The organism is Herbaspirillum sp. FG34, from assembly GCF_057809315.1.
The window spans coordinates 96,305-121,184 of the sequence record NZ_JBMDJS010000014.1; the positions used below are offsets into that span (position 1 = coordinate 96,305).

The window sequence follows — 24,880 nt, forward strand, 5'->3', positions numbered from 1 at the left end:
CATGCCCAACATCATCCGCCTCGGCGACGCCACCTCCCATGGCGGCAAGGTCACGCAAGTCAGCGCCAGCCATTTCAAGGTCGGCGGATTGCCCGTGGCGCGGGTGGGCGACGTCTGCAGCTGCCCGCAGAAAGGACACGACAATTGCACCATCACCGAAGGACATCCCCATCACAAGATCGATGGCCTCGCCGTCGCCTACGAAGGCCACATGACCAGCTGCGGTGCCACGCTCATTGCCAGTACCGGCAACTTCAGTGCGCAATAGGGTGGCCCCGGAAGGCCGTCATGCTGCAGCGTCGCGCGATGGGAGGGCATCAGTTGCCCTGGCGGATTGTCAATCGCCCAGATCGATGGTCTCCGCCAGGCGCACTGCCCCGGGCGTCTCATACATGGCCGCCACCCAGGCCTGATCGGCATCTGCGGCATGCGCGTTGAGCGTAGCCGCAACGAACTGGATGGAAGCGCGATCCAGGCTGGCATAGGGATCGTCCAGCAGCGTGAGCGTGGCGTGGGCGGCGAAGGCCGCTGCCAGGTAGACCTTGCGCTTGCTGCCGGTGGAGAGCATGAAGAGCTTCTTCTCCAGATGCGGCGTCAAGGACAAGCCTTCGGTCAGCGCCGGCAACTGCGCGTGATCGAAATGCGGATAGCGTTCAGCCAATGCGGCAAACACTTCCGGCGGCGTCATCTGGTCATAAGCCTCGGTGCGCGGATCGATGAAGAACACCTGGCGGCGATAATTCTCAGGCTCGCTGTCCAGCCGCAGGCCGTTCAACTCCAGCACCCCGTCGCGCGCGGGCATCAAGCCGGCCAGCAGGTTGAGCAGCGTGGTCTTGCCGCGGCCATCGCCCCCGCGCACCAGGGTCACGCCGGGCGCAATGCGGGCCGAAAAATCCTGGAACAGATCCAGTCCGGGATAGGAAAAATTCAGGCGCGATACCAGCAGCAGCGCTGCACGGTCGGAAGCTTGGGTCATCGGTGGTGATCGTGGCGATGGGAAAGGGGAAGTCGATTGTGCTCAGGACCGCTGGCGCCGCGCCGCCTGGCGCTTGGCTTGCTCGGCAGCCTGCTTTTCCTTCCTGGCATCGGCCAGCATCGCCAGCGCCAACGCCAGCGGCGGATACAGCAGGATCAGGCCGCTCCAGTCGTGGTCCGACAGAAACATCAGCGCGGCAATACACAGGTCGACCGCCATCAGGACCATCAATGGCCACCCCACGGGCGCACCCAGGAAGGTCTTGTGTCGCTTGTTCTTGAAATACAGTGCCATGCCATTCACCCTGCTTTGTCGTTCGCTGCATGGCTGCCTGGCCGCGCCGCAGGGGCGCATTGACGGGCGGGCAACATGCTGGCGATGGGTTGTCTCCTGCCCGGGATTATAGAACCCATTTCATAAATAGGCGTGAGATGCGTTCTGTCCAGAAAGGGCGCTGGCCGCGTTGCGCTCCTTGCGTGTGGCACCGCCACACGACGCGTCGCGCGCCTTGCACTTCATCCCAAACGGGACTCGCTCGCACTCACGCCTATTGATGAAATGGGTTCTAGAAGATGTCGACCGCCAGGAGGACGCCCGGGGCACATCTTCCCATCCGGCAAAAATGGCCCAGCCTGTGGGAAAACAAAAAAAACGGTCCCGGCAACTGCCGGGACCGTCGTCCTTGGTCTTGCTACCGCAAGAAGGCAAATCAACGCGCCCTGGCGGCCCCCGGCCACATGCGCACCACCAGCGCCAGCACGGCAGCCAGCACGGCCAGCGCCACCACCGCGATCCAGCCCCACTGCGCCAGGGCCAGGCTGCCCAGGGCGGCACCGGCGGCCATGCCGATGAACATGCCCACGAACAGCACCGCATTCAAACGGCTGCGGGCGCCCGGTTCGATGCTGTAGACGATGGTCTGATGCGCCACCAGCGTGGCCTGCACGCCCAGGTCAAAGCCGATGGCGGCCAGTGCCAGCAAGACCAGTTGACCCTGCGTCGAGAACCACGGCGACAAGGCCATCGAGGCAAAGGACAGCGCCGCCAGGCTCACGCCCAGACGAGTCACCAGCTCCGGACCCTTCTTGTCGGAGATGCGGCCCGCAAGAGGCGCCGCCAGCGCACCGGCAGCACCGGCCAGGCCGAAGGCACCTGCAGCGGCGCTACCCAGATGGAAGGGCGCGCCATGCAGCATCACCGCCAGGGTCGACCAGAATGCCGAGAAACCGACCGACAGCAAGCCCTGGGCCAGCGCGGCACGACGCAGCGCGCCATGCTTCTTCACCAGGGTGCCGAGCGAACCCAGCAGCGCGCCATACGACAGGTGCGTAGTCGGATGGAAACGCGGCAGACCGCGCCAGGCGGCCAGACCGATGAGGGCGATACTGGCCGAGGCGCCGACGAACATGGCGCGCCAGCCGAAGTGCTCGGCCACGAAACCGCTCACCACCCGCGACAACAGGATGCCCAGCAGCAAACCGGTCATGACGGTGCCAACGATGCGACCACGATGCTGTTCCGGCGCCAGGGTGGCGGCGGCCGGGACGATGTCCTGGGCCAGCGTGGCCGTCAGGCCGATGGCCAGGCTGGCCGCCAGCAGTGCCCCGATGCCCGAGGCCGCACCAGCCAGCAGCAGGGCGACCGTCAGGATGGCCGCCTTGATGAGGATGATGCGACGGCGGTCATAGCGATCGCCCAGCGGCGCCAGCAGCAGGATGCCCAGCGCGTAGCCCAGCTGGGTCGACATCGGCACCATGCCCACGGCGCGCTCGGAGGCGCCGATGTCATCGGCCAGCACGCCCAGCATGGGCTGCGAATAGTAGAGCGAGGCCACGGCCAGGCCGGCACCGGTGGCCAGCAGCCCGATCAGTCCGACCGACGGACCGTGGGCATGGGGATGGGGAGAAGCCGCAGCGGCGGCGCCTGTATGCGTCTTGGGAATGCTGTTCATGATGGAACCTCGATAAGATGGGTCTGGCGGCCGGCCCGGGAAATCCCCCTCCTGCCAGCGTTGGAACGGATTGTCCGCCTCCCGGCTCGCATCTGGTAGTAGCGCCCACGGCAGAATTGTTATACGTTAGCCGTATGACCAAGCCTCTCTCCCCTGCCCCGAGCTTTTCCGCCACCGGCCTGACGGACCGGATCGAGCTGATCCAGACCTTCGTACGCATCGTCGAGGCCGGCAGCCTGTCGGCGGCGGCGGCCCAGCTCGCGACCACGCAACCCACCGTCAGCCGCCGTCTGCAGGCGCTGGAACGCTCGCTTGGGGTGCGCCTGCTGCAGCGCTCCACGCATGCCATGAAGATGACCGAGGACGGCGAACGCTGCTACGAGCGTGCCAAGGAACTGCTGGCCGGCTGGGATGAGTTCGAAAGCGAATTGCGCGGGGCCCGCCAGCATGCCGAAGGTACGCTGCGGGTGGTGGTGCCGCACGCCTTCGGTCAGAAGCAGCTGATCGCGCCCTTGTTGCAGTTCATGCAGCGCCATCCGCGCATCACGGTGGAGTGGTTGCTGCATGACCGGGCGGCCGATTTCATCAGCCAGGGCATCGATTGCGCCATCCAGGTCGGGGAGGTCAACGATCCCTCGGTGGTCGCCATCCACCTGGCCGAGGTCCCGCGCATGACGGTGGTAGCACCCTCCGTGCTGCAGGGGCGCGCCCTGCCCCGCCAGCCGGAAGACCTGGCCGGCTTCCCGTGGATCGCCATTCCCGCCTTCTACCGCCGCGAGATCACGCTGACCCACGCCACCAGCGGCGAGCAGCGCCAGGTGGGGTTTCGCCCGCAGCTGGTCACCGACAGCCTGTATGCGCTGCGCAACATCGTCATCGAAGGCATGGGTGTGGCCGTGGGTTCATCCTGGGTGCTGGCCGAAGACGTGGCCGCCGGCCGCCTGGTGCAACTGCTGCCCGAATGGGAGCCGGCGCCGCTGCCGGTGTCGCTGATGTACCCGTACCTGCACGTTTCTACCCGGCGCGGCTGCGCCACTTCATCGACACCATGAAGGAAGCCATGCCTGCCGTCGTGCACCAGGCCGTGGGACGGGGGGCGCCGGGCGTGGACCCGGGCGGGATATGAAGCTTCAGTCCAGTCGCATGGTCTTGTGGCTGGCGTAGTGCTGATGCCATGTGAAGGCTTCTGCCAAAAGATGGGGCGTATGTCCCCCGGCCCGGCAGGCGCGTTCGAAGTAATCGCGCAACTGCGGCCGGTAGTCCGGATGGCAGCACTGCTCGATCACCTTCACGGCGCGCTCGCGCGGCGCCAGGCCGCGCAGGTCGGCCAGGCCCCATTCGGTGACCAGCACATCGACGTCGTGTTCCGTGTGATCCACATGCGAGACCATGGGCACCACGCTGGAGATCGCCCCGTCCTTGGCCACCGACTTGGAGACGAAGATCGAGAGTTGCCCGTTGCGTGCGAAGTCGCCCGAGCCGCCGATGCCATTCATCATGTGCGTGCCGCCTACGTGGGTGGAATTGACGTTGCCGTAAATGTCGAATTCCAGCGCGGTATTGAGCCCGATGATGCCCAGCCTGCGCACCAGTTCCGGATGATTGCTGATTTCCTGCGGGCGCAATACCAGCTTGTCGCGATAGCGATCGAGATTGGCCAGGAAGTGCGCATACTTGGCCTGCGACAGGGTGATCGAGGAGGCCGAGGCAAAGGCCAGCTGGCCCGAATCGAGCAGGTCGATGGCGCTGTCCTGCAGCACCTCCGAATACATCACCAGATCGCGGAAGGGGGACTCCACCAGCCCGTGCAGCACCGCATTGGCAATCGTGCCGATGCCGGCCTGCAGCGGCGCCAGCGTGTGCGGCAGGCGTCCGGCTTCCACTTCGCATTCGAGGAAGTGGATCACGTGGCGCGCGATGGCGCGGGTCTCGTCGTCCGGCGGCAGCACCGAGGAAGGACTGTCGGGGGTCTCGGTGAGCACGATGGCCACCACCTTCTCGGGATCGAAGGGAATGGTCGGATGGCCGATGCGGTCACCTGCGGCCGTCAGCGGAATCGGCTTGCGCTCGGGGCGCGCTGCGGGCAGGTAGATGTCGTGCAGCCCTTCCAGCGCCAGCGGCATGCTGGTATTGAGCTCGATGACGATATGGCGCGCCTGCTCCACGAAGCTGGCCGAATTGCCCACCGACATGGTCGGCACGATGCCTTCTTCGGTAATGGCGGCGGCCTCGATGACGGCGATATCGATGCGCGAGGGCGTGCCGCTGCGCAATTGCTCGGCGGTCTCCGAGAGGTGCTGGTCGATGAACATGACCTCGCCTGCATTGATCTTCCTGCGCAGCGTCGGGTCCACCTGGAACGGCAGACGCCGCGCCAGCAGGCCCGCTTCGGCCATCAGTCCGTCGCTGCCATTGCCCAGCGAGGCACCGGTGATGACGGTGAAATGCAGTTCCTCCTGCGCCGCCCGGTCAGCCAGCGCGCGCGGCATGGCCTTGGCGTCACCGGCGCGGGTAAAGCCGCTCAGGCCGATGGTCATGCCGTTGTGGAAGAAGGTGGCCGCCTGGGCGGCAGACATGAGCTTGCCGACCAGGGCGGGCTGGCCAATGCGCTGACTATCCATGAGAGTGTGCTCCTGCTCGGGTTCTTTAAGGGGGGACAGGGGCATCCTTGACGGACTTCCTGCATCTTGTTTGCTTCAAGTATAGGAGCCCGCAGGTATGCACTGTATGATTAAAATTCCGCCGTTCCAGTCGGAAAATGAATACTCCCCGCTCCCCAAAATTGACTGCCGAAAGCTGCTGCCATGGATATTCGCGCCCTGCGTTACTTTACCGAGACGGTTCGCCAGGCCAGCTTCAGTCGTGCCGCCGATGCCCTGCACGTGACCCAGTCCACCGTCAGCAAGATGGTGCGGCAGCTGGAGGATGAGGTCGATGCCCCGCTGCTGGTACGCGACGGCCGCCGCCTGCAGCTCACCGATACCGGGCGCGTGGTCTACGAACAGGGCCAGCAGATCCTGGCGTCCATGCAGCGGCTGGACGCCGAGGTACGCGATACCAAGGCACTGCGCTGCGGCCGTCTGGAGATCGGTATCCCGCCCATGATCAACATCCTCTGCACCCCGGTATTGAAGGCTTTCCGCGAGCGCCATCCCGAGATTGCCATCGTCCTCAAGGAAGACACCGGCCCGCAGATCGAGGAGCGCGTGGCCCATGGCGAACTGGAGATCGGCATGACCGTACTGCCCGCCGATCCCGAACTGGAGCTCCAGACCCTGCCGGTGGCGCGTTACCCCATGTGGGCGGTGGCGCAGACCGGGCGCTTCCAGAAGCATCGCACCACCCTGCGCTGCGCCCAGCTCGATGGCATGCCGCTGGTGCTGCTCAACAACGAATTCGGCCTCACCCGCAGCCTGCGCGGCATGTTCGGCCAACTGGGCATCGAGCCCGAGATCGTGGCCCAGAGCGCCCAGTGGGACTGGCTGGTCGCCATGGCCCTGGCCGGCATGGGCGCAGCGCTCTTGCCCGAGCCCTTCATCCACCGCCTGGCCACCAACCAGTTGCAGGCAGTCCGACTGGTGGAGCCGGAAGTGCAGTGGCAGGTGGCCTACGTCACGCGCGGCGCTTATCTCTCCTACGCGGCACGTGCCTGGATGGCCTTGAGCGAGGAATTGTTTGCCGGTGGACGCGTGCGCAAGTGAGTCCCGCGGGCAGCGCAGTGCAGAGGGACGCGCAGCGCGGGCATTCCATTTTGGAATGGAATCGGCGAATTTAAGTCATGCCGTGCATGGTTCGGTTTCCTATACTGGACTTGCCGAACCCTGCCGCCCCTCCTCACCCGTGAAGGCGGAACCGGAATGACGTCGTCACGCCAGTGAGTGCGCAGGGGTCGGCATTCTCCCTGCAGTGCCTGCCCTGCTCCCTCTGCCCGCTCGCCCGCTCCATCATGCCGCCGCTTCCGTCGTCGCGTTTTTCCGCACGGTTTTTGCCGTACCGCTTTCTCCTGCTGCACTATTGCCGCCGCTGCCGCACCCGCGTGGAGCGCTGGCAGATGCAGTTCCCGCTGCGCCATGCCAACCTGTCCGAGGGCCTGCGTGCGGCCTGTGGCGCGGCGGCCATGCTGCTGCTGGGCGAGTGGCTGGGCAATCCGCTGTTCTCGTGGGCGGCCATCGGCGCCTTCCTCACCAGCCTGGCCGACAGCGCCGGTTCCAATCGGGCGCGCCTGGCCTCGATGGGCGGTTTCGCGCTGGTCTCGACGTTGGGTGGCATGATCGCCGCCAGCGCCGCCGGCTGGAGCGTGGAAGCGGGTTTGCTGACCATCATGGCCTGCGCCGGCGTGGCCGGCTTCTCGCGCATCTATGGTGCCGCTGCGGGCCTGGTCCTGATGCTGGCTGCGGGCGTCTCGGCCATCATGGCCGACGCCCCGGTGCTGCTGTGGCCGCTGGCGCAGAGCCACGTGCTGATCTATCTTGCGGGCTGCCTGTGGGCGCTGCTGCTGGGCCTGACGGTATGGCGCATCCACCCCTTCGCTCCCGCGCGCCAGGCCGTGGCACGCGCCTATGGCACGCTGGCCGAGCTGGCCGCCCTGGCCGCAGCCACGGACCTGGAAGACGCCGCCTACGCCGTGCATGCGGCCGAACTGGCCGCCCACACCCGCCGCCATGCGCGCTTCGATCTGGCTGCCGCCCAGCGTACGCTGGATGCGGTGGCCGTCGAGCGCACCGAGTCACGCCGCCTCTACGAAAATCTGCTGGTACGCCTGGCCCGTGCCGACGCGCTGCTCGATGGCATCACCGTCCTGGCCGATCTGCAACTGACGCATTACCAACCCCTGCACGCGCGGCGGCGCAGTGCCCGCGTGCTGGGCGCCATCGCCAGCCAGTTGCAGGCCATGCAGCGCGAGATGCAGCGTGGCCAGGCCATTGCCGCCGATGAAGACGCGCGCATCATGCTGCGCCTGCGCCAGCTGGTGGCGCGCCTGCCCAGTGGCACGGGACGGCTGCTGCAGCAGCTCGATACACCGCTGGCGCTGGGTACCGACGATCCTGCGCGCCTCAAGGAGGCCGCCCGCGCCGGACGTGAGCGGCGCTACGGTGTGGCTGCCCTGCTGCACCGCCTGCGCGCACTGGGCCGCAAGGCGGCGCTGCACGTGCGTGCCGGTTCGGCCGAATGGCATCACGCCTGGCGTTGCGCTGCGGCCGCCGGACTCACCTACCTGATCGTGCATCTGCTGGCATTGCCCTTCGGTTACTGGGCCACCATGGCCACCATGCTGGTCATGCAGCCCAGCATTGCCGAGAGCTGGTCGCGCAGCATGGAGCGCGCCATCGGCAGCGTGGTCGGCGGCGCGCTGGCCGTGGCCGTCTGCCTGGTGGTGCATTCGCCGCTGGGGCTGGCGTTGCTGGTGTTTCCGCTCACGGTGCTGACCATGGCGCTGCGTCCGGTCAGCTATGGCCTCTATGCCACCTTCCTCACGCCCGTGTTCGTGCTGGTGGCCGATGTCGGCGGCGATCCTGCGCATGAGCTGGCCAATGCCGCCTTGCGGGCCGGCAACAACGTCATCGGGGCGCTGGTGGCGCTGGCGGCCAGTTATCTGTTCTGGCCGCGTCGCCAGCAGGAAGATCCGCAAGGGCAGCTGCGCCAGATGGCCAGCCTCAACCTGAGCTATCTCATCGCCGCCCTGGCGGTGCGCGACCACGTCGCCGACAAGGCCGGCCTGGCCTCCCTGCATGCGCACCGGCGCGCGGCCTGTGTGGCCAATGTGGAGGCCGGGCTGCTGTTGCAGCGCCTGGCGCGCGAACGCGGCTGGCCACCACGCGACCAGGGACGCGGCCGCATGGCGGTGGCCCTGTCGCGTCGGCTGGCCGCTGCCGCCAGCCACCTGTGGGCGCATCCGCAACCGGTCGAGTCCGCCGTGCCGGACTGGTTGCTTGCCGTGCAGCAAGCCCTGCAAGACCAGGACTGCTCTACCCTGCAGGCCCTGACGCGGCAGCGCCCGGCCCCGCTGCAACTGGCCCAGGCGGCAGCGGTGGAGACCGCCTGCCTGCTGGTCTCGGCGCTGACTGCGGGAGCGGCAGCAGAGGCCGCAGAGACAACGCAAGGAAATTAACGGAAACAAATTCCCTCATCCCTGTTCGAACCGGAAAAAGCGCTGCGCGCGTATCACTTCAACAACACTCTGGATGGAAGGGAAGGGATGAACCTGGATCTTGATTTTCTGTACAACATGAACGAGGGGCCGCTGCGCTCCGGCCTGATCGTCCTCGGGGCGGCACTGGTGGCGGTCGTGGTGGCCATTGTCCTGCACCGCATGGGCGTTGCCCTGGTGCGACGCCTGGCGCGCGGACGGCCCTTCACCACGACGGCGACCACCGTCACCTTCAATGCCAGCCGGGCCTGCGTCATCCTCTTCATGCTGCGCCTGGTCCTGGCCGGCGCGCCGGACAACACGCCGGGCCTCACGCGCATCTCCTATCTCACCTCGATTGCTTTCATCCTGGCGCTGACCTGGTTCTTCATGCGTTGCGTGAAGTCGGTCAGCCTGACCGTGATCAATCTCAATCCCTATGATGTGGCCGACAACCTCAAGGCGCGCCGCATCCTGACCCAGACCCGCGTGCTCTCGCGCAGCGCCTACTTCATCATCGCCCTCTTCGGCCTGGCTTTCGTCCTGCTGACCTTGCCCGGTGCACGGCAGTTCGGCGCCAGCCTGCTGGCCTCGGCGGGGGTGGCCGGCATCGTCGCCGGTATTGCCGCCAAGCCGGTACTGGGCAACTTCTTTGCGGGTTTGCAGATCGCGTTCTCGCAACCGATCCGCATCGATGACGTGCTGATCGTCAAGGGGGAATGGGGCCGCGTGGAAGAGATCACCGGGACCTTCGTCGTGGTCAGGATCTGGGACGAGCGACGCATGATCGTGCCGCTGCAATGGTTCATCGAGAATCCCTTCGAGAACTGGACCCACACCTCCTCCACCATCCTCGGTACGGTCTTCCTGTGGCTCGATTTCGCGGTGCCGACGGCCGCCATCCGTGCCGAGTTCGAGCGGGTCTGCCAGACCCTGCCGCTATGGGACAAGCGCGTCTGCGTGATGCACGTCACCGATACCAGCGAACGCAATATGCAGGTCCGCCTGCTGGTCTCGGCCAAGGATTCGGGGGCGGCCTTCGACCTGCGCTGCCAGATCCGCGAACACATGCTCGGCTTCATTGCCAACCACTATCCCGAGGCCCTGCCCCGCCTGCGCGCGGAGGTCTCGCCGCGCAACCGGCCGGAGGCGCTCGATACCATCATCGATGGTGCGCCCGGCGAAAAAAGTCCCTGAACGAAATGAAGCGGGCCGCACTTGCGTGCGGCCCGCCTGGAGCCAACTCTGGCGCACCGGCTCGTCCGGAGCGCCTTTTTTTCGGCCGCAAGGCAAGCGCCTTACTGGTTCGAGATGGCCAGTTCGCCATTGGCACGGGCTTGTGCCAGCTCGGCGCGGACTTCGTCACGGGTCCGGCTGGAGGCCACTGCCTTGACGTCCTGGTCGCGATCGCTCACCAGCAGCTGGCCAGCCGCACGGGCTTGCTGCAATTCGGCCACGACATCGGCGCGGGTCTTGGTGGAGACGAAGGTGGTGTCGGCAGGATACGGAGCTTCGGCCTTGGCAGCGCCCATGGCGGTGCTCAGCAGCAGGGTGGCAAACAGGGTGCGGGTGATGTTCTTGGTGTTCATGGTGGTTTCCTTTTTCGTGAGAGAGGATGCGCACGTCAATCCGTTCCGGGGTGGTGGATCAGTCATCGCGTGCTGTCATCTTGGTACCCAGTGTAGAGATTGACGGCACGAAGAAAAAGACGAAAAACCGGAATTCATTGTTCCGTAAAACACTAACAATTCCGGGGCGGTGCAGGTGGCGCCTGCAAGTCCTCCTTGAGGGAGGAAGAAACGCCTGCATTCGCTCTGGCCGTTCGCCGAGAAAACTTAGAAAAGGAAGTTGAGGTTTCTAAAGAAGCCGATCAGTAAAAACTTAGAGAAATAGAAACAGAGCTTGCGCCGAAGCGGCCGGTGCAATGAGAGCTTGGTGCCTCAGGGATTGCTGATTGGTGGATGATTCAGTCATTGTGTGCCGTCATCTTGGGGGCGGGTGCAGGGATGGCGGGCGCGGGGATGAAGACGCAAGATCGGAATTCATCATTCCGGAATGCCGAGCAAGATGCAGATGAAAAACTTATAAACGGAGTCCCATGAAACTTATAAATGTAAAATGCAAAATCTAAGTTTATTGAATCGACAAAATTCGCTGAATATTGCTCTCCTACAGAGGAGAAATGTCTCGCAGCAAGGCGAGGTAGATCGTTCAAAAAACTTAGAAAATGGGAGGGTGAGGACGAGCCAGATTTGACGTTGCAAAATCGGGCCCCTGTTGCGGCGCGCCAGCATGTCGGGCGCAGAAAAGGTCAGGCGGACCTCACTACCGGCGACCGAGGGGAGAGAACGTCGCTTTCATGAGGCCCGCCTGGGGAGAAACTGTCGCACCGGCTTCCCCGGTGCGTTTGCTGCGGCCCCGACCGGACGCGTGTGCCGGTCAGGACGGGGTCTTGCCAGTTACAGCGAAGGCGCCTGGCTGTTGCTGATGGCGCTGCCGTCACGACGGGCCTGTTGCAGCTCCTGTTGCACCTGGGCGCGGGTGAGGGTCGAGTGGAAGGGCTTTTCCACCGGATACTGTTCGCTCACCAGCAGTTCGCCATCGGCGCGGGCCTGCTTCAGTTCGGCGCGCACATCGGCGCGGGTCTTGGTGGAAACGAAAGGCTTGTCCACCGGATACTGGTCGCTGACCAGCGTGTCGCCGTTGGCGCGGGCCTGTTGCAGGTCGGCGATCACTTCGGCGCGGGTCTTGGTCGAGACGATGGGGCTTTCGGGCGGATACGGGGCCTCGGCCATGGCGGCGCCAACGGCGGAGGTGAGCAGCAGACCGGCAAACAGATTCCTGGCAATGTTCTTGGTGTTCATGATCGTTCCTTTGTGGGTGAGAGGATGAGCACTGCAACCTGTGACTACCCTTGTGGTTCAGTCGTTGTGTGCTGTCATCGTGGAACCCAGTTTAGGGATCCTGGCCACCGAGAAAAAGCCGACAAAGCGGAATACATCATTCCAGATACGCGAACAATCAGTTTTTTCGACTCTGTGCTGCTTGTTTTGCACTGCATCTGCACATGGGATTTTGGCAATAAACTACATTTTTTCACTCTCGATATGTCGCTTAAGTCATTGATATAAAAGGACTTGTGCGAAATTATCTTCATATCGGCTATTTACCCGCCCGGCTTTCTTTTGCGCCGCCGCAAAGATTTTTCTATCCGGCTCATAGAGAATACCAATGACTTGTTCAACTATTTTGAGCAAGTTTTTCAGGCAGTCGCTGTATACGATACGATATAGCGATGCGCGACCCCCGCGTCATTTCCTTCACCTTTCACAGGACCCGCCCGATGAAGACCGTCCTCGCCCTGCGTCATGTCGCCACCGAAGATCTGGGCCAGCTGGCACCGCTTTTGAGGGCCAGCGATTATCAGATCCGTTATTTCGATGTCGGGGTCGATGCCTTCGTCGATGTCTCTCCGCTGGATGCAGATCTGGTCATTGTGCTGGGAGGGCCGGTGGCGGTGTATGACAGCCAGTCCTACCCCTGGCTGCGCGCCGAAGTGGCGTGGTTGCGGGCACGGTTGTTGGAGGACCTGCCCACGCTGGGCATCTGCCTGGGGGCGCAGCTGATGGCGGCGGCGCTGCATGCGCGCGTCTACCCCGGCAGCTGCGGCAAGGAGATCGGCTGGTCCAGCCTGCGCGCCGGCGAGCATCTGGCCGACACGCCCTGGCTGCAGGAACTGGTGGAGCAGCAGACCCCGGTGCTGCACTGGCACGGCGACACCTTCGATCTGCCCCCGGGCGCGCGTCACCTGGCCTCCTCGGCGCAGTATCCCAACCAGGCTTTTGCCTGGGGCCGACATGGACTGGCACTGCAGTTTCATCCCGAGGTGGATATGCGCACGGTGGAGCACTGGCTGGTCAGCCATGCCCATGAGATTGCCCATACTCGCAACCTCAGCCTGGCCACCTTGCGCGCTGATGCGCAGCGTCATGGCCGCCAGTTCGAGCGGGCGGTACGACGCTTCTGGCAGGGCTGGCTGGACAGCCTGCCTGCACCGTCCTCGTACCAGGGCGGGCGGCGCAGGCGTGCCTGAGCGACAGTTCCCGCTTGTTACGATTGTTTGCATCGCTCACCAACACTTGCACTTTCCGGCGAACCTGTGCGGATGGGCCGCGTTCAGACCTCAGGCATGACGCAAACAAGGAGTGGTCAGAAAACCGCTCATCCATTTGCGGCATCCGGGAGGCCGAGAAAGAGAGCTTGTCCGACATAGCGCAACAGCAGCCTTGCCTATAGTGGAGGACACGGATCACCGATCCAGCACCCCGCCATCACTGCGGGTTGCCGCCATGACTGAAGCCTCGGGCTTTTCGATAAACACAACGCAAGGAGGTAAGCATGAAGACTCGTCACATCCTGATCTCGTCCCTGTTCATGGCCCTGGCCGGTAGCGCCATGGCGCAAAATGCACCGACCAGCGGCAATGCCATGGGGGCCCCACCAGCCGCGCCCATGAGTGCGGCGTCCGGCACTGCGTCGGCGGTGCCGTCCAATGACCCCTTCGTGCAGAAGCGCCAGGCTGACGCCGACGCCAAGGCTCAGTACAAGGCGCAGAAAAAGGCCGCCAAGGAAGAGTACAAGGCCGACAAGAAGGCTGCCAAGGCCCAGCTGAAGCAGGAAAAGAGGGAGTCCACCACCGAGCGCAACGAAGCCCTGGCGGCATCGCCTGCGACCAGGACGGACAAGACTCACTAGGGCCTGATTCTTGAGGATTATCCCCGGCTGCGGTCGGGGATTTTTTTGTCTGCGCGTGTGAGCGTGTGCCCGGAGAAATTGGCCCGCGTGGTGTTCGCGCAGCGCACGTCAGTTCCGTCCCTGCCGCCACAAGCGCCGCGCCAGCCAGGCCGCCGTCGCCACCTGCAGCAACATGAAGGCGGCGACCGCATTCCAGCCGGAGTGCTCCCAGAACCAGCCCCCCGCCGAACCAAGCACGCTGCCGCCCAGGTAGTAGGACAGCAGGTAGAGCGAGGCTGCGTGACCGCGGCCGGTGCTGGCCATGCGTCCGACCCAGCTGCTGGCGGCCGAATGCGTGGTGAAGAAGCCAATGGTCAGCAGGACGATGCCCACAATCACCACGGACAGTGAGGCCGTGCAGGTCAGGAACAGGCCCGCGCAGGAGGTGGCGATGCCGGCTGCCACCAGCGGTGCGCGACCATAGCGGTCGGCCAGTGCGCCGGCCCACGAGGAGGACACGATGCCGAACAGATAGGCACTGAAGATCAGCCCGGTGAGGGTGGCCGAGAGCGAGAAGGGTGGGCTCATCAGACGAAAGCCCGCGTAGTTGTAGGAGGTGGCGAAGATGCCCATGTTCAGCGCGGCAATGCCGAAGGTCAGCGGCAATCGCGCATGTCGCAGATGACGTTGCCACAGGGCGACATGATCGCGCAGTCGCATCGACCCATTGCGCACGAAGTTGCGCGAGGCCGGCAGCATCAGCACGAAAGCGAGCGCCAGCGCCAGGTCCAGCGCACCGATGGCGAGCATCGCATGACGCCAGCCGATGTGCTCGGAGAGCATGCTCATCGCCACCCGCCCCGCCATGCCGCCGAAGGCATTGCCACCCACGTAGAGGCCCATCGCATAACCCAGTCCCCCCGCATCGATCTCTTCGGCCAGATAGGCCATGGCCACTGCCGGTACACCGCCCAGCGCAAAGCCTTCGGCCGCACGTGCGGCCAGGATCAGTTCCCAGGTCGGCGCCACCCCGGCCAGCAGGTTGCAGCAGGCGGCCGTAGCCAGCGAGGCGAACATGAGCTCCTTGCGGCCATAACGCTCCGAGACCATGCCCGCCAGCAGGATCGCCAGCGCCAGAAAACCGGTCGACAGGGACAGCGCCAGCGAGGCGCTGGCCGCGCCGATGTGGAATTCGCGCGCGAAGGCCGGCAGCAGCGGCTGCACGCAATACAGCAGCGAGAAAGTGGCAAAGCCGGAACAGAACAGCGCCAGCACGATGTTGCGATACGCCGCCGAGCCACGCACGGCACCACGCGGCGGGGAAGCGGCAGGCTTGGCGGCGGAACCGGCCGGGCGCACACCGGCAGTGCCGCCGGCGGTGGTGGAATCGGAAAGGGACTGCATGGCATTGCGCGCGCAGGAGGTGGGGCCGGCGCACGGGGTGGGTTGTGGAGTGATGCAGTCTGGAATAAATCGGCTATATTGTCCAATATATGGGATCTACCCTAGCCATCTATCAAACAGATATCACAAGGCTCAGACATGGAACTCCGACACCTCCGCTACTTCCTGGCCGTGGCCGAACAGCGCAGTTTCACCCGCGCTGCCGAGAAGGTCGGCATCGGCCAGCCGCCCTTGTCGATGCAGATCAAGGATCTGGAAGCCGAGATCGGGGGCGCCCTCTTTCTGCGCACTTCACATGGGGTGGAGCTCTCCGAGGTGGGCCGCGTGTTCCTGCCGCATGCCCAGAAGGCCATGGACGACGCCGAGCAGGCGCTGCGCGCGGCCCGGCAGGCGGCCAGCGGTGAAGCGGGTTTGCTGCGCATGGGTTTCACTTCCTCGGCGGTATTTCATCCCGTGGTCTCGCACGCGCTGCAGCAGTTCCGTGAGCGCCACCGCAAGCTGGAGATCTCGTTGAGCGAGGGCATCACCGAACAGTTGCTGGCCGATATCGCCGCCTCCCAACTGGATGCGGCCTTCGTGCGCATCGTCACCGCACCGTCGGACGAGCTGGGGGTGGTGGAGCTGCCGGCAGAAAAACTGAAGGTGGCGCTGCCGCGCTCGCATCCGCTGGCGCGGCGCAAGTCGCTGCATCTGCAGGACCTGGCAGGGGAGAACTTCATCATGGTGCCGCGTGGCAAGGGATCGGCGCTCTATGACAACATCTTCAGCGCCTGTCAGGCCGCCGGATTTGATCCCCAGGTGATCCAGCTGGCGCCGCAACTGACCTCGGTCATCAATCTGGTGGCCGCCGGACTGGGCATTTCCATCGTGCCCGAGGCCATTGAACAGGTGCAGCTGGCGCAGGTGCGCTACATCGATATCCGCGCGCCGGCGCCGCGCGCGCAACTGTCGCTGGCGTATCACCGCCAGTCGATTGCGGCCTCACGCTTTGCGGCGCACTTGCAGCGTTCGCTCAAGCGCGCAACCCATGACAAATGAAGCGGATGAAAAGCAACGGGAACAGGAACGGCCCTAGTTGGACTTGAAGCGCCCCAGCACCGAGTTGGCCTGTCGCAGGAAGGCGCGCGGATGGACTTCCACCAGCCGTTCCAGCGCGGGCAGCATGCGCTCCAGGGCGATGGTCAGCGCAATGTCGCTGATCTCCTCGCCCCACAGCACCTTCTGCACAAAGGCCGCCGGGCCGATCTCGCCGATGAGGCTCATGCTCATCTGACGCTCCAGAGTGTCGGTGCGCGGGCCGAAGGTTTCATCGAAGATGCGCAGGATGGCCGCTTCCAGTTCCGCCGACTGCGCCTGCCGTTCGGCCTCGGCGTCCTGGTCGGTGACGTGACGGTTCTCCGGGGGGATGGGCGCGGGACGCTGGCTGTTCTCGATGAGCGCGCTGGCTTCCCCTGCCATGCGGCTCAGTTGCTGTACGTGCAGCGTCAGTGCGCTGATTTCGGCCAGCAACGCCCGCAGCGGCATCGGCTGTGGCATGTCGGATCCGGCGGGCCCTGCTGGATGTGGAATCATCGTGTTGTCGTCAGCCAGGCGCTCAGGCCCGGTCCCGTGCATGCTGCTTGAATCAATCGCCCCGGCATGACCACCCCCGCGCGGCCCCGCCGGCTCCCGTTCATCCGGCCTGCGCAGCCGGTATGGCGTTTCTCTGTGGAAACACATGAAAGTATAGTGCGCTGCAAAAATTTACGCATGGAAATTTCAGTGGGACTCGGCGAAGAAGCAACAGGAACGCCGTAATGATTGTTCAGATGATAATAGAAAATCACAGAGTTGCGTTTTTTCATTGTCTGTCATTTAACACCCCGGTGAGAATTGCACTGCATGGACTGCGGCATATCGTCGCAGCAAGGTCGCAGGCCCTTGGGACGGGGCTTGCAGGGCGTTGGTGGGTCGGGGGCCGTCAGCCGTTCATCAGGTTCAGGCAATATAATGAGAATCGTTCCTGAAATCCGATCAGAAGAAAAATCATGCGTCTTACTGAACTTGCCAAGGGGGTCGGCGCCGTCGTCGACCAGGTGACTGACCAGCATGCCGCCGATGCGGTGGCCGCGCGCCTGCGCGATCTCGGCTTCGTGCGCGGTGAACCGGTGCGGGTGGTGGCCAGCGCGCCCTTTGGAGGCGACCCCATCGTGGTCCAGATCGGTTCGACGCGCTTCGCCCTGCGCCGTGCTGAAGCCGAACGCGTCACGCTGGCCACGGGAGCGGCGGCATGAGCGGCGGCGCACTCAATATTGCCCTGGTCGGCAATCCCAATTGCGGCAAGACCGCCCTCTTCAACCAGCTGACCGGCGCGCGCCAGAAGGTGGCCAACTATGCCGGCGTGACGGTGGAGCGCAAATCCGGGGTCTTCACGGCGCCATCCGGACGGCAAGTGCGGGTGGTCGACCTGCCGGGCGCCTACAGCCTGCAATCGGTCAGCCCCGACGAACGCGTGACGCAGGCCGTGCTGGCCGGTCGCTACCCCGGTGAGGCGGTGCCTGACCTGATCGTCTGCGTGGCCGATGCCACCAACCTGCGCCTGCACCTGCGCTTCGTGCTGGAAGTGCGACGCCTGGGGCGGCCCATGGTGCTGGCGCTGAACATGATGGACGCCGCCGCGCGGCGTGGCATGCGCATCGACGTGGGCGCGCTGTCGCAGCGACTGGGCATGCCGGTCATCGAGACCATCGCCGTGCAGCGCGGCGGTACCCGCGCGCTGGTCGCGGCCATCGATGCGCGGGCGCCGGTCCCCTCCCCGACCACGCAGCAACCCGATGACCTGCACGTCGAAGTACGCGCCCTGCTGGCCGATACCGTGGTGATGCCGGCCCCGACCGACCGCCGTGATGACGCGATCGATCGTATCGCGCTACATCCGGTCTTTGGCGTGCTGTTGCTGGCGCTGACCATGTTCCTGGTGTTCCAGGCGGTCTATGCCATCGGCAAGCCCATGACCGACGCCATCGCCGACGGCTTCGGCACGCTGGGTGAGATGGTCGGTGCGTGGCTGCCGGAGGGGCCCCTGCGCGGTCTGGTGACCGATGGCCTGCTGGCCGGGCTGGGTACGGTGCTGGGCTTCCTGCCGCAGATCCTGGTGCTGTTCTTCTTCATCCTGCTGCTGGAGGAATCGGGCTACCTGCCACGGGCGGCCTTCGTGCTGGACAAGCTGATGATCTCGGTGGGGCTGTCGGGACGTTCCTTCATTCCCCTGCTCTCCAGCTTCGCCTGTGCCATTCCCGGCATCATGGGCGCGCGCAGCATCACCGATCCGCGTGACCGGCTTGCCACCATCCTGGTCGCACCGCTGATGACCTGTTCTGCGCGCCTGCCGGTGTATGCCCTGCTGATCGGCGCTTTCATTCCGCATCGCCCGGTGCTGGGCATCTTCAACCTGCAGGGGCTGGCGCTGTTCTGCCTGTATGTGGCGGGGATTGCGGCCGCCATGCTGGTGGCCTGGGTGGCCAAGCGCATCGGCCGCTCGCGCCAGGAGCGCGCGCTGTTGATGGAGCTGCCCTCCTATCGCCTGCCCAACGCCCGTGACATCGCGCTGGGCCTGTGGGAGCGCGGCGCCATCTTCCTCAAGCGCCTCACCGGCGTGATGCTGGCACTGACCGTGCTGATGTGGGCCATCTGTACCTTCCCCTCGGCACCCGAGGGCGCGACCCGCGCGGCCATCGATTATTCCCTTGCCGGTTATATCGGTCACAGCCTGCAAGCGATCTTCGCTCCGCTGGGCTTCAACTGGCAGATCAGCCTGTCGCTGATTCCGGCCTTTGCCGCCCGTGAGACTGCGGTGGCCACGCTGGCCACCGTCTATGCGGTCGGCGGCGAGGAAGGTGCGGCCCTGCAGAGCGCGCTGGCTGCGCATATCTCGCTGGCCAGTGCCCTGTCGCTGATGGTGTGGTTCGCCTTCGCGCCGCAGTGCATGTCGACCCTGGCCATCATCCGCCGCGAGACGCAGTCCTGGCGTCTGGTGGCGCTGTCCTTCGGCTACATGTTCGTGCTGGCCTATGCGGCCTCTTTCCTGACCTACAACGTGACGAGGTGGCTGGCGTGAATTACACCCTGTGGTGGCAATATGCGGTCATTGCCGCGCTGGTGACGGCCAGCGCCCTCTACATGCTGCGCAAGCTGGCGCCCTCGATGAGCTGGCGCTGGCAGGCGCGCCTGGCCAGCTGGCTGTTGCGACGTCGGTCGGGCATGTGGCAGGCGCTGGGCCGGCGCTGGTTGCCGCCGGCCAAGGCGGGCGGCTGTGGCGGAGGCGCCTGTGACGGCTGTGGCGACAGCAGCGAGGCGCTGCCACCGCTGGAACAGAAAATCCAGTTTCATCGCCGCCGCTGACGTCGCACGGCGGCGATGGTCCTGCTCAGTGCAATTCTTCGGCCTCGAAACCGGCGGCGCGCAAGGCTTGCAGCACCTGAGCCAGATGCGGTCGGCCGCGAGTCTGCAAGACCAGTTCGATATCCACGTTCTGCGCCGCCAACAGGGTGAAGGCGCGCTGGTGGTGCACTTCATCGATGTTGGCACCAGCCTCGGCCACGATGCCGGTGATGCGGGCCAGCGTACCGGGCACATCCCGTGAGCTGACCTTCACCCGCGCCAGGCGTCCGGCGCGCACCATGCCGCGTTCGATGATGGCCGTCAGCAACAGCGGGTCGATGTTGCCGCCCGACAGCACCAGCCCTACCCGCTTGCCGCGGAAGCGGTCCGGATAGCGCACCAGTGCGGCCAGGCCGGCGGCGCCCGCCCCTTCTACCAGCGTCTTTTCAATCTCCAGCAGCATCAGCACGGCTTGTTCGATATCGCCCTCGTCGACCAGCAGCAGCTCATCGGCTTCACGCGCGATGATGGCGCGGGTAAGCGTACCGGGCGTTCCTACCGCGATACCCTCGGCAATGGTGCTGGTGCCCACCGGGTGCTCGGTGCCCTTGACCGCGTTGACCATGGTCGGGAAGCGCCGCGTCTGCACGCCCACGATCTCGATGTCCGGCCTGATCGCCCGCGCGGCCACGGCCATGCCGGCCAGCAGGCCGCCACCGCCGATGGAGACCACCAGGCAATCCAGGTCCGGTACCGCCTTCATCATCTCCAGCGCCACCGTGCCCTGGCCGGCGATGATGGCCTCGTCGTCATAGGGATGGACGAAGGTCAGCCCTTCCTGCTCGGCCAGTTCGTAGGCATGGGTGCGGGCCGCTTCGAGAGTATCGCCATGCAGTACCACGTTGGCACCGAAGCCGCGCGTACGTTCTATCTTCACGCCCGGCGTGAAGCGTGGCATGACAATGGTGGCCGGCAAGCCCAGCCGTTGGGCGTGATAGGCCACGCCCTGTGCATGGTTGCCGGCCGACATGGCCACCACCCCGCGCGCCCCGCCTTGGCTGGCGGCAACATCCACCATCTTGTTGCAGGCGCCGCGTTCCTTGAAGGAGGCGGTGAATTGCAGGTTCTCGAATTTGAGGAAGACCTGGGCGCCGACGATCTGGGACAGCGTGCGCGATTCCACGCAGGGTGTTTCCAGGATCTGGCCTTGCAGCCGGCGCGCGGCGGCTTCGATGTCGTTGAGCGTTGTCATGTTGAGATTGTAGAGCCAATGCACGGGTTTGTAGCAGTTCGATCAGGGATGGCGCAAGGATGGCGGTAAATCAAAGCCGAAGGCCCCGCCGCTTGCAGATTCGAAAAAAGAAGCGGCCGATTTTTGCGCAGTCATTGATCGCCGGCCCCCCGGAAAATTACCGTCCGAACAAAGCAAAATTTCTTTGCAAGTGGTCATTGAAGTCCGCCGCTGCGGCGACTAGAGTAAAGACTCGTCGCGCCGCCAGCTGCTTCTTCGAGCAGACGCCCGCCAGCCCGGTTGCGGCACCCGGAAGTGCCGTGTGCGGCCTTCCCTTCTACGCAGATCCGAACAGTCTCAGCAGTTCTCACCAAGGAGATACCCATGAGCATGGCCACCCGGCACCCGGATGCCCGATCGTCCCCGCCCCTGCCCTTCAGTCCTCTTGTCCCGCCGCGCGAACGGATGCGCTACCAGCAGCGCACCACCCCGCTGCTGTTGAAACTGGTCGAGCTGGACCCGCGTGAGGTGATCGACGGCGTCATGACCCCCCATGGTTACCTTACGGCCGACGTCACCCCGGTCGGCCCCATGCGCGAGGCTTGTCCGCATTGCGAGGGGGTGGCGCTGCAACTGGTGCTGCGGCATCACCATGTAAAACGCAGCCACCTGTTTTGCCGCGTGTGCACGCGGGTGTATGACGCGCTCAACGAGAGCGGGTATTCGGTATTGACGATTTGATGCGGATCGGGACATCACGCGCAGGGCGCTGCTGAAAAGTGGCGCCCTGTTTTTTCGCCTGGATTTTGTAGGGAACGCGCACACCAGGCTCGTTCGCCGGAAAATCTTTGGTATTGCGGGATACCAACAGCAAGGAGTATTCCTGTGCCGACGCCCAGATGATGGCATCGGGCAAGCGGATACGACGTTGCTGCCGGATTTGCACTGTGTGTGTGGATTCCCTTGACCATCTTGCCTTCTTGCACAGTAGAATCAGCCCTCTCAATGCAACAAGAGAGATGCCAATGGAATACGCGTACAAGTTGATGGCCTCGCCGGCCGGTCTGCTCAAGCTGGTGGCCCGGGGCGATCATCTGGCGGCCATCCTGTGGGAAGACGACGACGCCCTGCGGGTGCGCCTGGGCGAGATGGTGGAGGATGAAGACCGCGCGGTCTTGATCGAGACCGAACATCAGCTGCGCCAATACTTTGCCGGTGAACGCGACAGCTTCGATATCCCGCTGCATTTCGAAGGCACCGAGTTCCAGCGCCAGGTGTGGTCGGCCCTGCTCGACATTCCTTATGGACAGACCCGCACCTATCTCGATATCGCGCGCCAGCTCGGCAACGAAAAGGCGGTGCGCGCCGTGGGCGCGGCCAATGGTCGCAATCCCATTTCCATCATCGCGCCCTGTCATCGCGTCATCGGCGCCGGTGGCGAACTGACCGGCTTTGCCGGTGGATTGCACGTCAAGAAACTGCTGCTGGCCATCGAGGGCATCTCCACCGAAGGCCGCGACATCGGCCAGGTCATCGATCCGCGTCGCAAAGCCCAGTCACGTAGGCGGGAAGATCCCAATCAGCTGTCGCTGCTGTAAATTACAAATGATATAAACGATATAAATCATATAAATTATTGTTGGCTGGCTGGCTGGCTGCCTGCGCTTGCTTCCTCTCCATGTCGACATGGGCTTCGCGCTTAGAACCATCATGCTTGGAAATGATGGTTCTTTATTCTTCTGGGGTATATAGGGCGGGGATGAAAAACAATCCCCCCTTGCCCACCGAGTCAGCCGGGACCGGAGCCAGCATCGGAAACCCTTGTCCCGTGCCGGTTTGCGGCGATATGAAGGTTTTTGCGGCAGTGCAGTTCAGCAACCGCGTCCATGCGCGCCTGTCAAGTTTCTCGGGCTTTCCGAGAGGCTTGCACGCAACGTCAGGGTGAAGCCGACGGCATTTTGAGCCCACCACGGGCAGAGTGCGCTAAAGTACGCGTCCTGCCCGGACAGTGGTCAGCCCTCCGCGCCGAGGGTGGCATCCTCCCCAGGATCCCTGTCCGCCGGCACTCTATTTGAAGAAGCAAAGGGAGCAAGATGAGTTCATCTCACACCAATCCAGGCCTTTCCCTCCGGTCGTCCAAATTCCACATGATTACCCTGGCAGCGCTGGGCGTGGTGTTCGGCGATATCGGTACCAGCCCGCTGTATGCACTCAAGGAATGTTTCAGCCCCGACCACGGCATCGCCTTTTCACACGGCGCGGTGCTGGGCATCATCTCGATGCTGTTCTGGTCCATCTCCATCGTGGTGACCATCAAGTACGTGATGTTCGTGCTGCGCGCCGACAACAACGGCGAAGGCGGCGTGCTGGCGTTGATGGCCTTGTCGCTGCGCTCGGCCATATCGGGTTCGCCGCGCGCCAAGCTGCTGATGATGCTGGGCGTCTTCGGCGCCTGCATGTTCTACGGCGACGTGGTGATCACGCCGGCCATCTCGGTGCTGTCGGCGGTGGAAGGGCTGGAGATCGCCGCGCCGCAGACTGCCCATGCGGTCATTCCGTTGACGCTGCTCATCGTGGTGGTCCTGTTCCTGATCCAGCGGCATGGCACCAGCGTGGTGGGCCGCTTCTTCGGGCCGGTGATGTTCCTGTGGTTCTTCTCGCTGGCCTTGCTGGGCCTGTACAACATCATCAAGGCACCCCAGGTGCTGGTGGCGATCAACCCGTATTACGCCGTGCACTTCATGGCCGAGCACTCGCTGCAGGCCTTCATCGTGCTGGGGTCGGTGGTGCTGGTGCTGACCGGGGCCGAGGCGCTGTATGCCGACATGGGCCACTTCGGTATCAAGCCGATCCGCTATGCGTGGCTGTTTACGGTCATGCCTTCGCTGCTGATCAATTACTTCGGCCAGGGCGCCAACCTGATCGCCAATCCCAAGGCGCTGGCCAATCCCTTCTACCTGATGATCCCCGATCCGCTGGTGCTGCCCATGGTGCTGCTGGCCACCTGTGCCACGGTGATTGCCTCGCAGGCGGTGATTTCGGGTGCGTTCTCGCTGACCAGCCAGGCCATCCTGCTGGGCTTCGTGCCGCGCATGCGCATCCTGCACACTTCCGAGGACGAGCAGGGCCAGATCTACATCCCGCTCATCAACTGGATGTTGCTGGTGGTCGTAGTAGCCGTGGTGCTGGCCTTCAAGAAATCCGACAACCTGGCCGCTGCCTATGGCGTGGCCGTGACCACCACCATGGTGATCACTACCATGCTGCTGGGCGTGGTGATGCGTCATATCTGGAAGTGGCGTACTCCGGCCGTGGTGCTGGCCGTCGGCGGCCTGCTGGTGGTGGATCTGGCCTTCTTCTCGGCCAACCTGCTCAAGCTCACCGAGGGGGGCTGGTTCCCGCTGGTCATCGGCGGCGCGGCCTTCTTCCTGTTGATGACCTGGTACTCGGGCCGCATGCTGCTGCGTATGCGCATCAAGGATGACGGCATTCCGCTGGAGCCCTTCATCGAGGGTCTGCTGGCGCATCCGCCGCATCGGGTGGGCGGCACCGCCGTCTTCATGACCGGCAATATCGCCACCGTGCCGGTGGCGCTGCTGCACAACCTGAAGCACAACCGCATCCTGCATGAGCGGGTGTTCTTCCTGAAGATCAGCATCTGGGATGTGCCCTTCGTGGCCGACAGCGAGCGTCTGACCATGAAGGAGCTGGGCGGCGAGGTCTACCTGCTGCGCGCGGCCTTCGGTTTCAAGGAAGCGCCCGAAGTGCAGAAGGTCATGACGCTGACCGAACAGCAGTTCGGCCACCACTTCGACCTCATGGACACCTCCTTCTTCCTGGCGCGCGACACGGTGGTGCCCAGCAAGCTCCTGGGCATGTCACTGTGGCGCGAGCGTCTGTTTGCCTGGATGTACCAGAACGGCGCCAAACCGTCGGACTTCTTCCACATCCCGGCCAACCGGGTGGTGGAGCTGGGGACCAAGGTCGAGATCTGAGCAGGTGCGGGTTTGCTCAAAGGATGCCGTTCAGTGTGATGCTGAACGGCATTTTTCTTGGTCGCGGAAAATGTCTCAGGAATTCATATGGCCGGGTAGTATC

General features: G+C 64.3%; 23 protein-coding genes and 2 pseudogenes. 14 read left to right on the forward strand and 11 right to left on the reverse strand.

Going from position 1 to position 24,880, the window contains the following annotated elements; genetic code table 11:
* Position 1: 1 nt before the first annotated feature.
* Complete coding sequence (locus ACODSZ_RS17335; RefSeq protein ID WP_008333964.1) at positions 2-268, forward strand: PAAR domain-containing protein; 267 nt, start codon at positions 2-4, stop codon at positions 266-268.
* Positions 269-337: 69 nt separating this feature from the next.
* Here ACODSZ_RS17335 and ACODSZ_RS17340 read toward each other — a convergent pair whose 3' ends face one another.
* The 3 genes from ACODSZ_RS17340 to ACODSZ_RS17350 all read right to left on the reverse strand — a co-directional run bounded on the left by ACODSZ_RS17340 (position 338) and on the right by ACODSZ_RS17350 (position 2,927).
* Positions 338-976, reverse strand: a complete 639-nt coding sequence (locus tag ACODSZ_RS17340; RefSeq protein ID WP_175344533.1) for an ABC transporter ATP-binding protein — start codon at positions 974-976, stop codon at positions 338-340.
* A gap of 42 nt (positions 977-1,018) precedes the next feature.
* A complete protein-coding gene (locus tag ACODSZ_RS17345; protein ID WP_008333969.1) occupies positions 1,019-1,270 on the reverse strand; it encodes a hypothetical protein in 252 nt (83 codons plus the stop codon).
* Between the two features lie 415 nt (positions 1,271-1,685).
* Entirely contained in the window at positions 1,686-2,927 is a 1,242-nt protein-coding gene (locus tag ACODSZ_RS17350) for an MFS transporter (RefSeq protein WP_008333972.1), read from the reverse strand.
* A 134-nt stretch (positions 2,928-3,061) separates the two neighbouring features.
* Here ACODSZ_RS17350 and ACODSZ_RS17355 point away from each other — a divergent pair.
* Positions 3,062-4,053: pseudogene (locus ACODSZ_RS17355) on the forward strand (substrate binding domain-containing protein).
* A gap of 4 nt (positions 4,054-4,057) precedes the next feature.
* Here ACODSZ_RS17355 and scpC read toward each other — a convergent pair.
* Positions 4,058-5,548 (reverse strand): succinyl-CoA:acetate CoA-transferase ScpC, encoded by a 1,491-nt coding sequence (gene scpC, locus ACODSZ_RS17360; protein WP_008333984.1) that lies wholly within the window; start codon positions 5,546-5,548, stop codon positions 4,058-4,060.
* Between the two features lie 183 nt (positions 5,549-5,731).
* On the opposite strand from scpC, the gene ACODSZ_RS17365 reads away from it, so the two are divergent.
* From ACODSZ_RS17365 to ACODSZ_RS17375, 3 genes are all read left to right on the forward strand, one after another.
* The gene (locus tag ACODSZ_RS17365) at positions 5,732-6,628 is read left to right on the forward strand and encodes a LysR family transcriptional regulator (protein ID WP_008333985.1); all 897 of its coding nucleotides are present in this window, start codon (positions 5,732-5,734) and stop codon (positions 6,626-6,628) included.
* A 284-nt stretch (positions 6,629-6,912) separates the two neighbouring features.
* Complete coding sequence (locus ACODSZ_RS17370) at positions 6,913-9,036, forward strand: FUSC family protein (protein ID WP_488928136.1); 2,124 nt, start codon at positions 6,913-6,915, stop codon at positions 9,034-9,036.
* Between the two features lie 87 nt (positions 9,037-9,123).
* Positions 9,124-10,251: a mechanosensitive ion channel family protein gene (locus ACODSZ_RS17375; RefSeq protein WP_175344530.1), complete on the forward strand. Its 1,128-nt coding sequence runs from the start codon at positions 9,124-9,126 to the stop codon at positions 10,249-10,251.
* A gap of 101 nt (positions 10,252-10,352) precedes the next feature.
* Here the strand turns inward: ACODSZ_RS17375 and ACODSZ_RS17380 are convergent, their stop codons facing one another.
* Together ACODSZ_RS17380 and ACODSZ_RS17385 are read right to left on the reverse strand one after the other, a co-directional pair.
* Positions 10,353-10,643 carry a DUF4148 domain-containing protein gene (locus ACODSZ_RS17380; protein WP_008333988.1) on the reverse strand — a complete coding sequence of 97 codons (291 nt, stop codon included), beginning with the start codon at positions 10,641-10,643 and terminating at the stop codon, positions 10,353-10,355.
* Positions 10,644-11,513: 870 nt separating this feature from the next.
* Complete coding sequence (locus ACODSZ_RS17385) at positions 11,514-11,918, reverse strand: DUF4148 domain-containing protein (RefSeq protein WP_299534521.1); 405 nt, start codon at positions 11,916-11,918, stop codon at positions 11,514-11,516.
* 479 nt (positions 11,919-12,397) lie between these two features.
* On the opposite strand from ACODSZ_RS17385, the gene ACODSZ_RS17390 reads away from it, so the two are divergent.
* Both ACODSZ_RS17390 and ACODSZ_RS17395 read left to right on the forward strand, forming a co-directional pair.
* Complete coding sequence (locus tag ACODSZ_RS17390) at positions 12,398-13,147, forward strand: glutamine amidotransferase (RefSeq protein ID WP_488928137.1); 750 nt, start codon at positions 12,398-12,400, stop codon at positions 13,145-13,147.
* Between the two features lie 305 nt (positions 13,148-13,452).
* The gene (locus ACODSZ_RS17395) at positions 13,453-13,809 is read left to right on the forward strand and encodes a hypothetical protein (protein WP_488928138.1); all 357 of its coding nucleotides are present in this window, start codon (positions 13,453-13,455) and stop codon (positions 13,807-13,809) included.
* A 108-nt stretch (positions 13,810-13,917) separates the two neighbouring features.
* On the opposite strand, the gene ACODSZ_RS17400 is transcribed toward ACODSZ_RS17395, so the two are convergent.
* The gene (locus ACODSZ_RS17400) at positions 13,918-15,192 is read right to left on the reverse strand and encodes an MFS transporter (protein WP_488928139.1); all 1,275 of its coding nucleotides are present in this window, start codon (positions 15,190-15,192) and stop codon (positions 13,918-13,920) included.
* A 138-nt stretch (positions 15,193-15,330) separates the two neighbouring features.
* Between ACODSZ_RS17400 and ACODSZ_RS17405 the strand changes: the two genes are divergently transcribed.
* On the forward strand, positions 15,331-16,230 hold the full coding sequence (locus tag ACODSZ_RS17405) for a LysR family transcriptional regulator (RefSeq protein WP_008334000.1): 900 nt from the start codon (positions 15,331-15,333) through the stop codon (positions 16,228-16,230).
* A 33-nt stretch (positions 16,231-16,263) separates the two neighbouring features.
* Here the strand turns inward: ACODSZ_RS17405 and ACODSZ_RS17410 are convergent, their stop codons facing one another.
* Together ACODSZ_RS17410 and ACODSZ_RS17415 are read right to left on the reverse strand one after the other, a co-directional pair.
* Positions 16,264-16,728, reverse strand: coding sequence for a hypothetical protein (locus ACODSZ_RS17410; RefSeq protein WP_175344524.1), 465 nt, complete (start codon positions 16,726-16,728; stop codon positions 16,264-16,266).
* Positions 16,729-16,760: 32 nt separating this feature from the next.
* Positions 16,761-17,036 carry a hypothetical protein gene (locus tag ACODSZ_RS17415; RefSeq protein ID WP_488928140.1) on the reverse strand — a complete coding sequence of 92 codons (276 nt, stop codon included), beginning with the start codon at positions 17,034-17,036 and terminating at the stop codon, positions 16,761-16,763.
* Between the two features lie 183 nt (positions 17,037-17,219).
* Here ACODSZ_RS17415 and ACODSZ_RS17420 point away from each other — a divergent pair, with 183 nt between their 5' ends.
* Genes ACODSZ_RS17420 through ACODSZ_RS17430 form a run of 3 tightly spaced genes read left to right on the forward strand, consistent with a single transcriptional unit; the run spans position 17,220 to position 19,572 of the window.
* Positions 17,220-17,465 carry a FeoA family protein gene (locus ACODSZ_RS17420; protein WP_008334004.1) on the forward strand — a complete coding sequence of 82 codons (246 nt, stop codon included), beginning with the start codon at positions 17,220-17,222 and terminating at the stop codon, positions 17,463-17,465.
* A complete protein-coding gene (gene feoB / locus ACODSZ_RS17425) occupies positions 17,462-19,288 on the forward strand; it encodes a ferrous iron transporter B (RefSeq protein WP_488928141.1) in 1,827 nt (608 codons plus the stop codon). The genes ACODSZ_RS17420 and feoB overlap by 4 nt, the downstream gene beginning before the upstream one ends.
* Positions 19,285-19,572: a DUF6587 family protein gene (locus ACODSZ_RS17430; protein WP_488928142.1), complete on the forward strand. Its 288-nt coding sequence runs from the start codon at positions 19,285-19,287 to the stop codon at positions 19,570-19,572. Before feoB ends, ACODSZ_RS17430 begins: the two co-directional genes overlap by 4 nt.
* 25 nt (positions 19,573-19,597) lie before the next feature.
* Here ACODSZ_RS17430 and ACODSZ_RS17435 read toward each other — a convergent pair whose 3' ends face one another.
* The gene (locus ACODSZ_RS17435; protein ID WP_488928143.1) at positions 19,598-20,803 is read right to left on the reverse strand and encodes a threonine ammonia-lyase; all 1,206 of its coding nucleotides are present in this window, start codon (positions 20,801-20,803) and stop codon (positions 19,598-19,600) included.
* Positions 20,804-21,166: 363 nt separating this feature from the next.
* Between ACODSZ_RS17435 and ACODSZ_RS17440 the strand changes: the two genes are divergently transcribed.
* Positions 21,167-21,523, forward strand: coding sequence for a hypothetical protein (locus ACODSZ_RS17440; RefSeq protein WP_175344521.1), 357 nt, complete (start codon positions 21,167-21,169; stop codon positions 21,521-21,523).
* Positions 21,524-21,584: 61 nt separating this feature from the next.
* Here ACODSZ_RS17440 and ACODSZ_RS17445 read toward each other — a convergent pair.
* Positions 21,585-21,728: pseudogene (locus ACODSZ_RS17445) on the reverse strand (PIN domain-containing protein); the annotation flags it as partial.
* 79 nt (positions 21,729-21,807) lie between these two features.
* Here ACODSZ_RS17445 and ACODSZ_RS17450 point away from each other — a divergent pair.
* Both ACODSZ_RS17450 and ACODSZ_RS17455 read left to right on the forward strand, forming a co-directional pair.
* Positions 21,808-22,380 (forward strand): methylated-DNA--[protein]-cysteine S-methyltransferase, encoded by a 573-nt coding sequence (locus ACODSZ_RS17450; protein WP_008334014.1) that lies wholly within the window; start codon positions 21,808-21,810, stop codon positions 22,378-22,380.
* A 549-nt stretch (positions 22,381-22,929) separates the two neighbouring features.
* On the forward strand, positions 22,930-24,777 hold the full coding sequence (locus ACODSZ_RS17455) for a potassium transporter Kup (RefSeq protein WP_008334015.1): 1,848 nt from the start codon (positions 22,930-22,932) through the stop codon (positions 24,775-24,777).
* Positions 24,778-24,880: the final 103 nt, after the last annotated feature.

Excerpts from the sequence above, each read along its gene's own strand:
- ACODSZ_RS17415 (WP_488928140.1), bottom strand. The coding sequence starts at position 17,036 with ATGAAAAAACGCAACTCTGTGATTTTCTATTATCATCTGAACAATCAT.
- scpC (WP_008333984.1), bottom strand. The coding sequence starts at position 5,548 with ATGGATAGTCAGCGCATTGGCCAGCCCGCCCTGGTCGGCAAGCTCATG.
- ACODSZ_RS17400 (WP_488928139.1), bottom strand. The coding sequence starts at position 15,192 with ATGCAGTCCCTTTCCGATTCCACCACCGCCGGCGGCACTGCCGGTGTG.
- ACODSZ_RS17385 (WP_299534521.1), bottom strand. The coding sequence starts at position 11,918 with ATGAACACCAAGAACATTGCCAGGAATCTGTTTGCCGGTCTGCTGCTC.
- ACODSZ_RS17390 (WP_488928137.1), top strand. The coding sequence starts at position 12,398 with ATGAAGACCGTCCTCGCCCTGCGTCATGTCGCCACCGAAGATCTGGGC.
- ACODSZ_RS17380 (WP_008333988.1), bottom strand. The coding sequence starts at position 10,643 with ATGAACACCAAGAACATCACCCGCACCCTGTTTGCCACCCTGCTGCTG.
- feoB (WP_488928141.1), top strand. The coding sequence starts at position 17,462 with ATGAGCGGCGGCGCACTCAATATTGCCCTGGTCGGCAATCCCAATTGC.
- ACODSZ_RS17365 (WP_008333985.1), top strand. The coding sequence starts at position 5,732 with ATGGATATTCGCGCCCTGCGTTACTTTACCGAGACGGTTCGCCAGGCC.
- ACODSZ_RS17410 (WP_175344524.1), bottom strand. The coding sequence starts at position 16,728 with ATGCCACAGCCGATGCCGCTGCGGGCGTTGCTGGCCGAAATCAGCGCA.
- ACODSZ_RS17435 (WP_488928143.1), bottom strand. The coding sequence starts at position 20,803 with ATGACAACGCTCAACGACATCGAAGCCGCCGCGCGCCGGCTGCAAGGC.
- ACODSZ_RS17345 (WP_008333969.1), bottom strand. The coding sequence starts at position 1,270 with ATGGCACTGTATTTCAAGAACAAGCGACACAAGACCTTCCTGGGTGCG.
- ACODSZ_RS17405 (WP_008334000.1), top strand. The coding sequence starts at position 15,331 with ATGGAACTCCGACACCTCCGCTACTTCCTGGCCGTGGCCGAACAGCGC.
- ACODSZ_RS17450 (WP_008334014.1), top strand. The coding sequence starts at position 21,808 with ATGGAATACGCGTACAAGTTGATGGCCTCGCCGGCCGGTCTGCTCAAG.
- ACODSZ_RS17340 (WP_175344533.1), bottom strand. The coding sequence starts at position 976 with ATGACCCAAGCTTCCGACCGTGCAGCGCTGCTGCTGGTATCGCGCCTG.
- ACODSZ_RS17335 (WP_008333964.1), top strand. The coding sequence starts at position 2 with ATGCCCAACATCATCCGCCTCGGCGACGCCACCTCCCATGGCGGCAAG.
- ACODSZ_RS17375 (WP_175344530.1), top strand. The coding sequence starts at position 9,124 with ATGAACCTGGATCTTGATTTTCTGTACAACATGAACGAGGGGCCGCTG.
- ACODSZ_RS17420 (WP_008334004.1), top strand. The coding sequence starts at position 17,220 with ATGCGTCTTACTGAACTTGCCAAGGGGGTCGGCGCCGTCGTCGACCAG.
- ACODSZ_RS17440 (WP_175344521.1), top strand. The coding sequence starts at position 21,167 with ATGAGCATGGCCACCCGGCACCCGGATGCCCGATCGTCCCCGCCCCTG.
- ACODSZ_RS17395 (WP_488928138.1), top strand. The coding sequence starts at position 13,453 with ATGAAGACTCGTCACATCCTGATCTCGTCCCTGTTCATGGCCCTGGCC.
- ACODSZ_RS17350 (WP_008333972.1), bottom strand. The coding sequence starts at position 2,927 with ATGAACAGCATTCCCAAGACGCATACAGGCGCCGCCGCTGCGGCTTCT.
- ACODSZ_RS17455 (WP_008334015.1), top strand. The coding sequence starts at position 22,930 with ATGATTACCCTGGCAGCGCTGGGCGTGGTGTTCGGCGATATCGGTACC.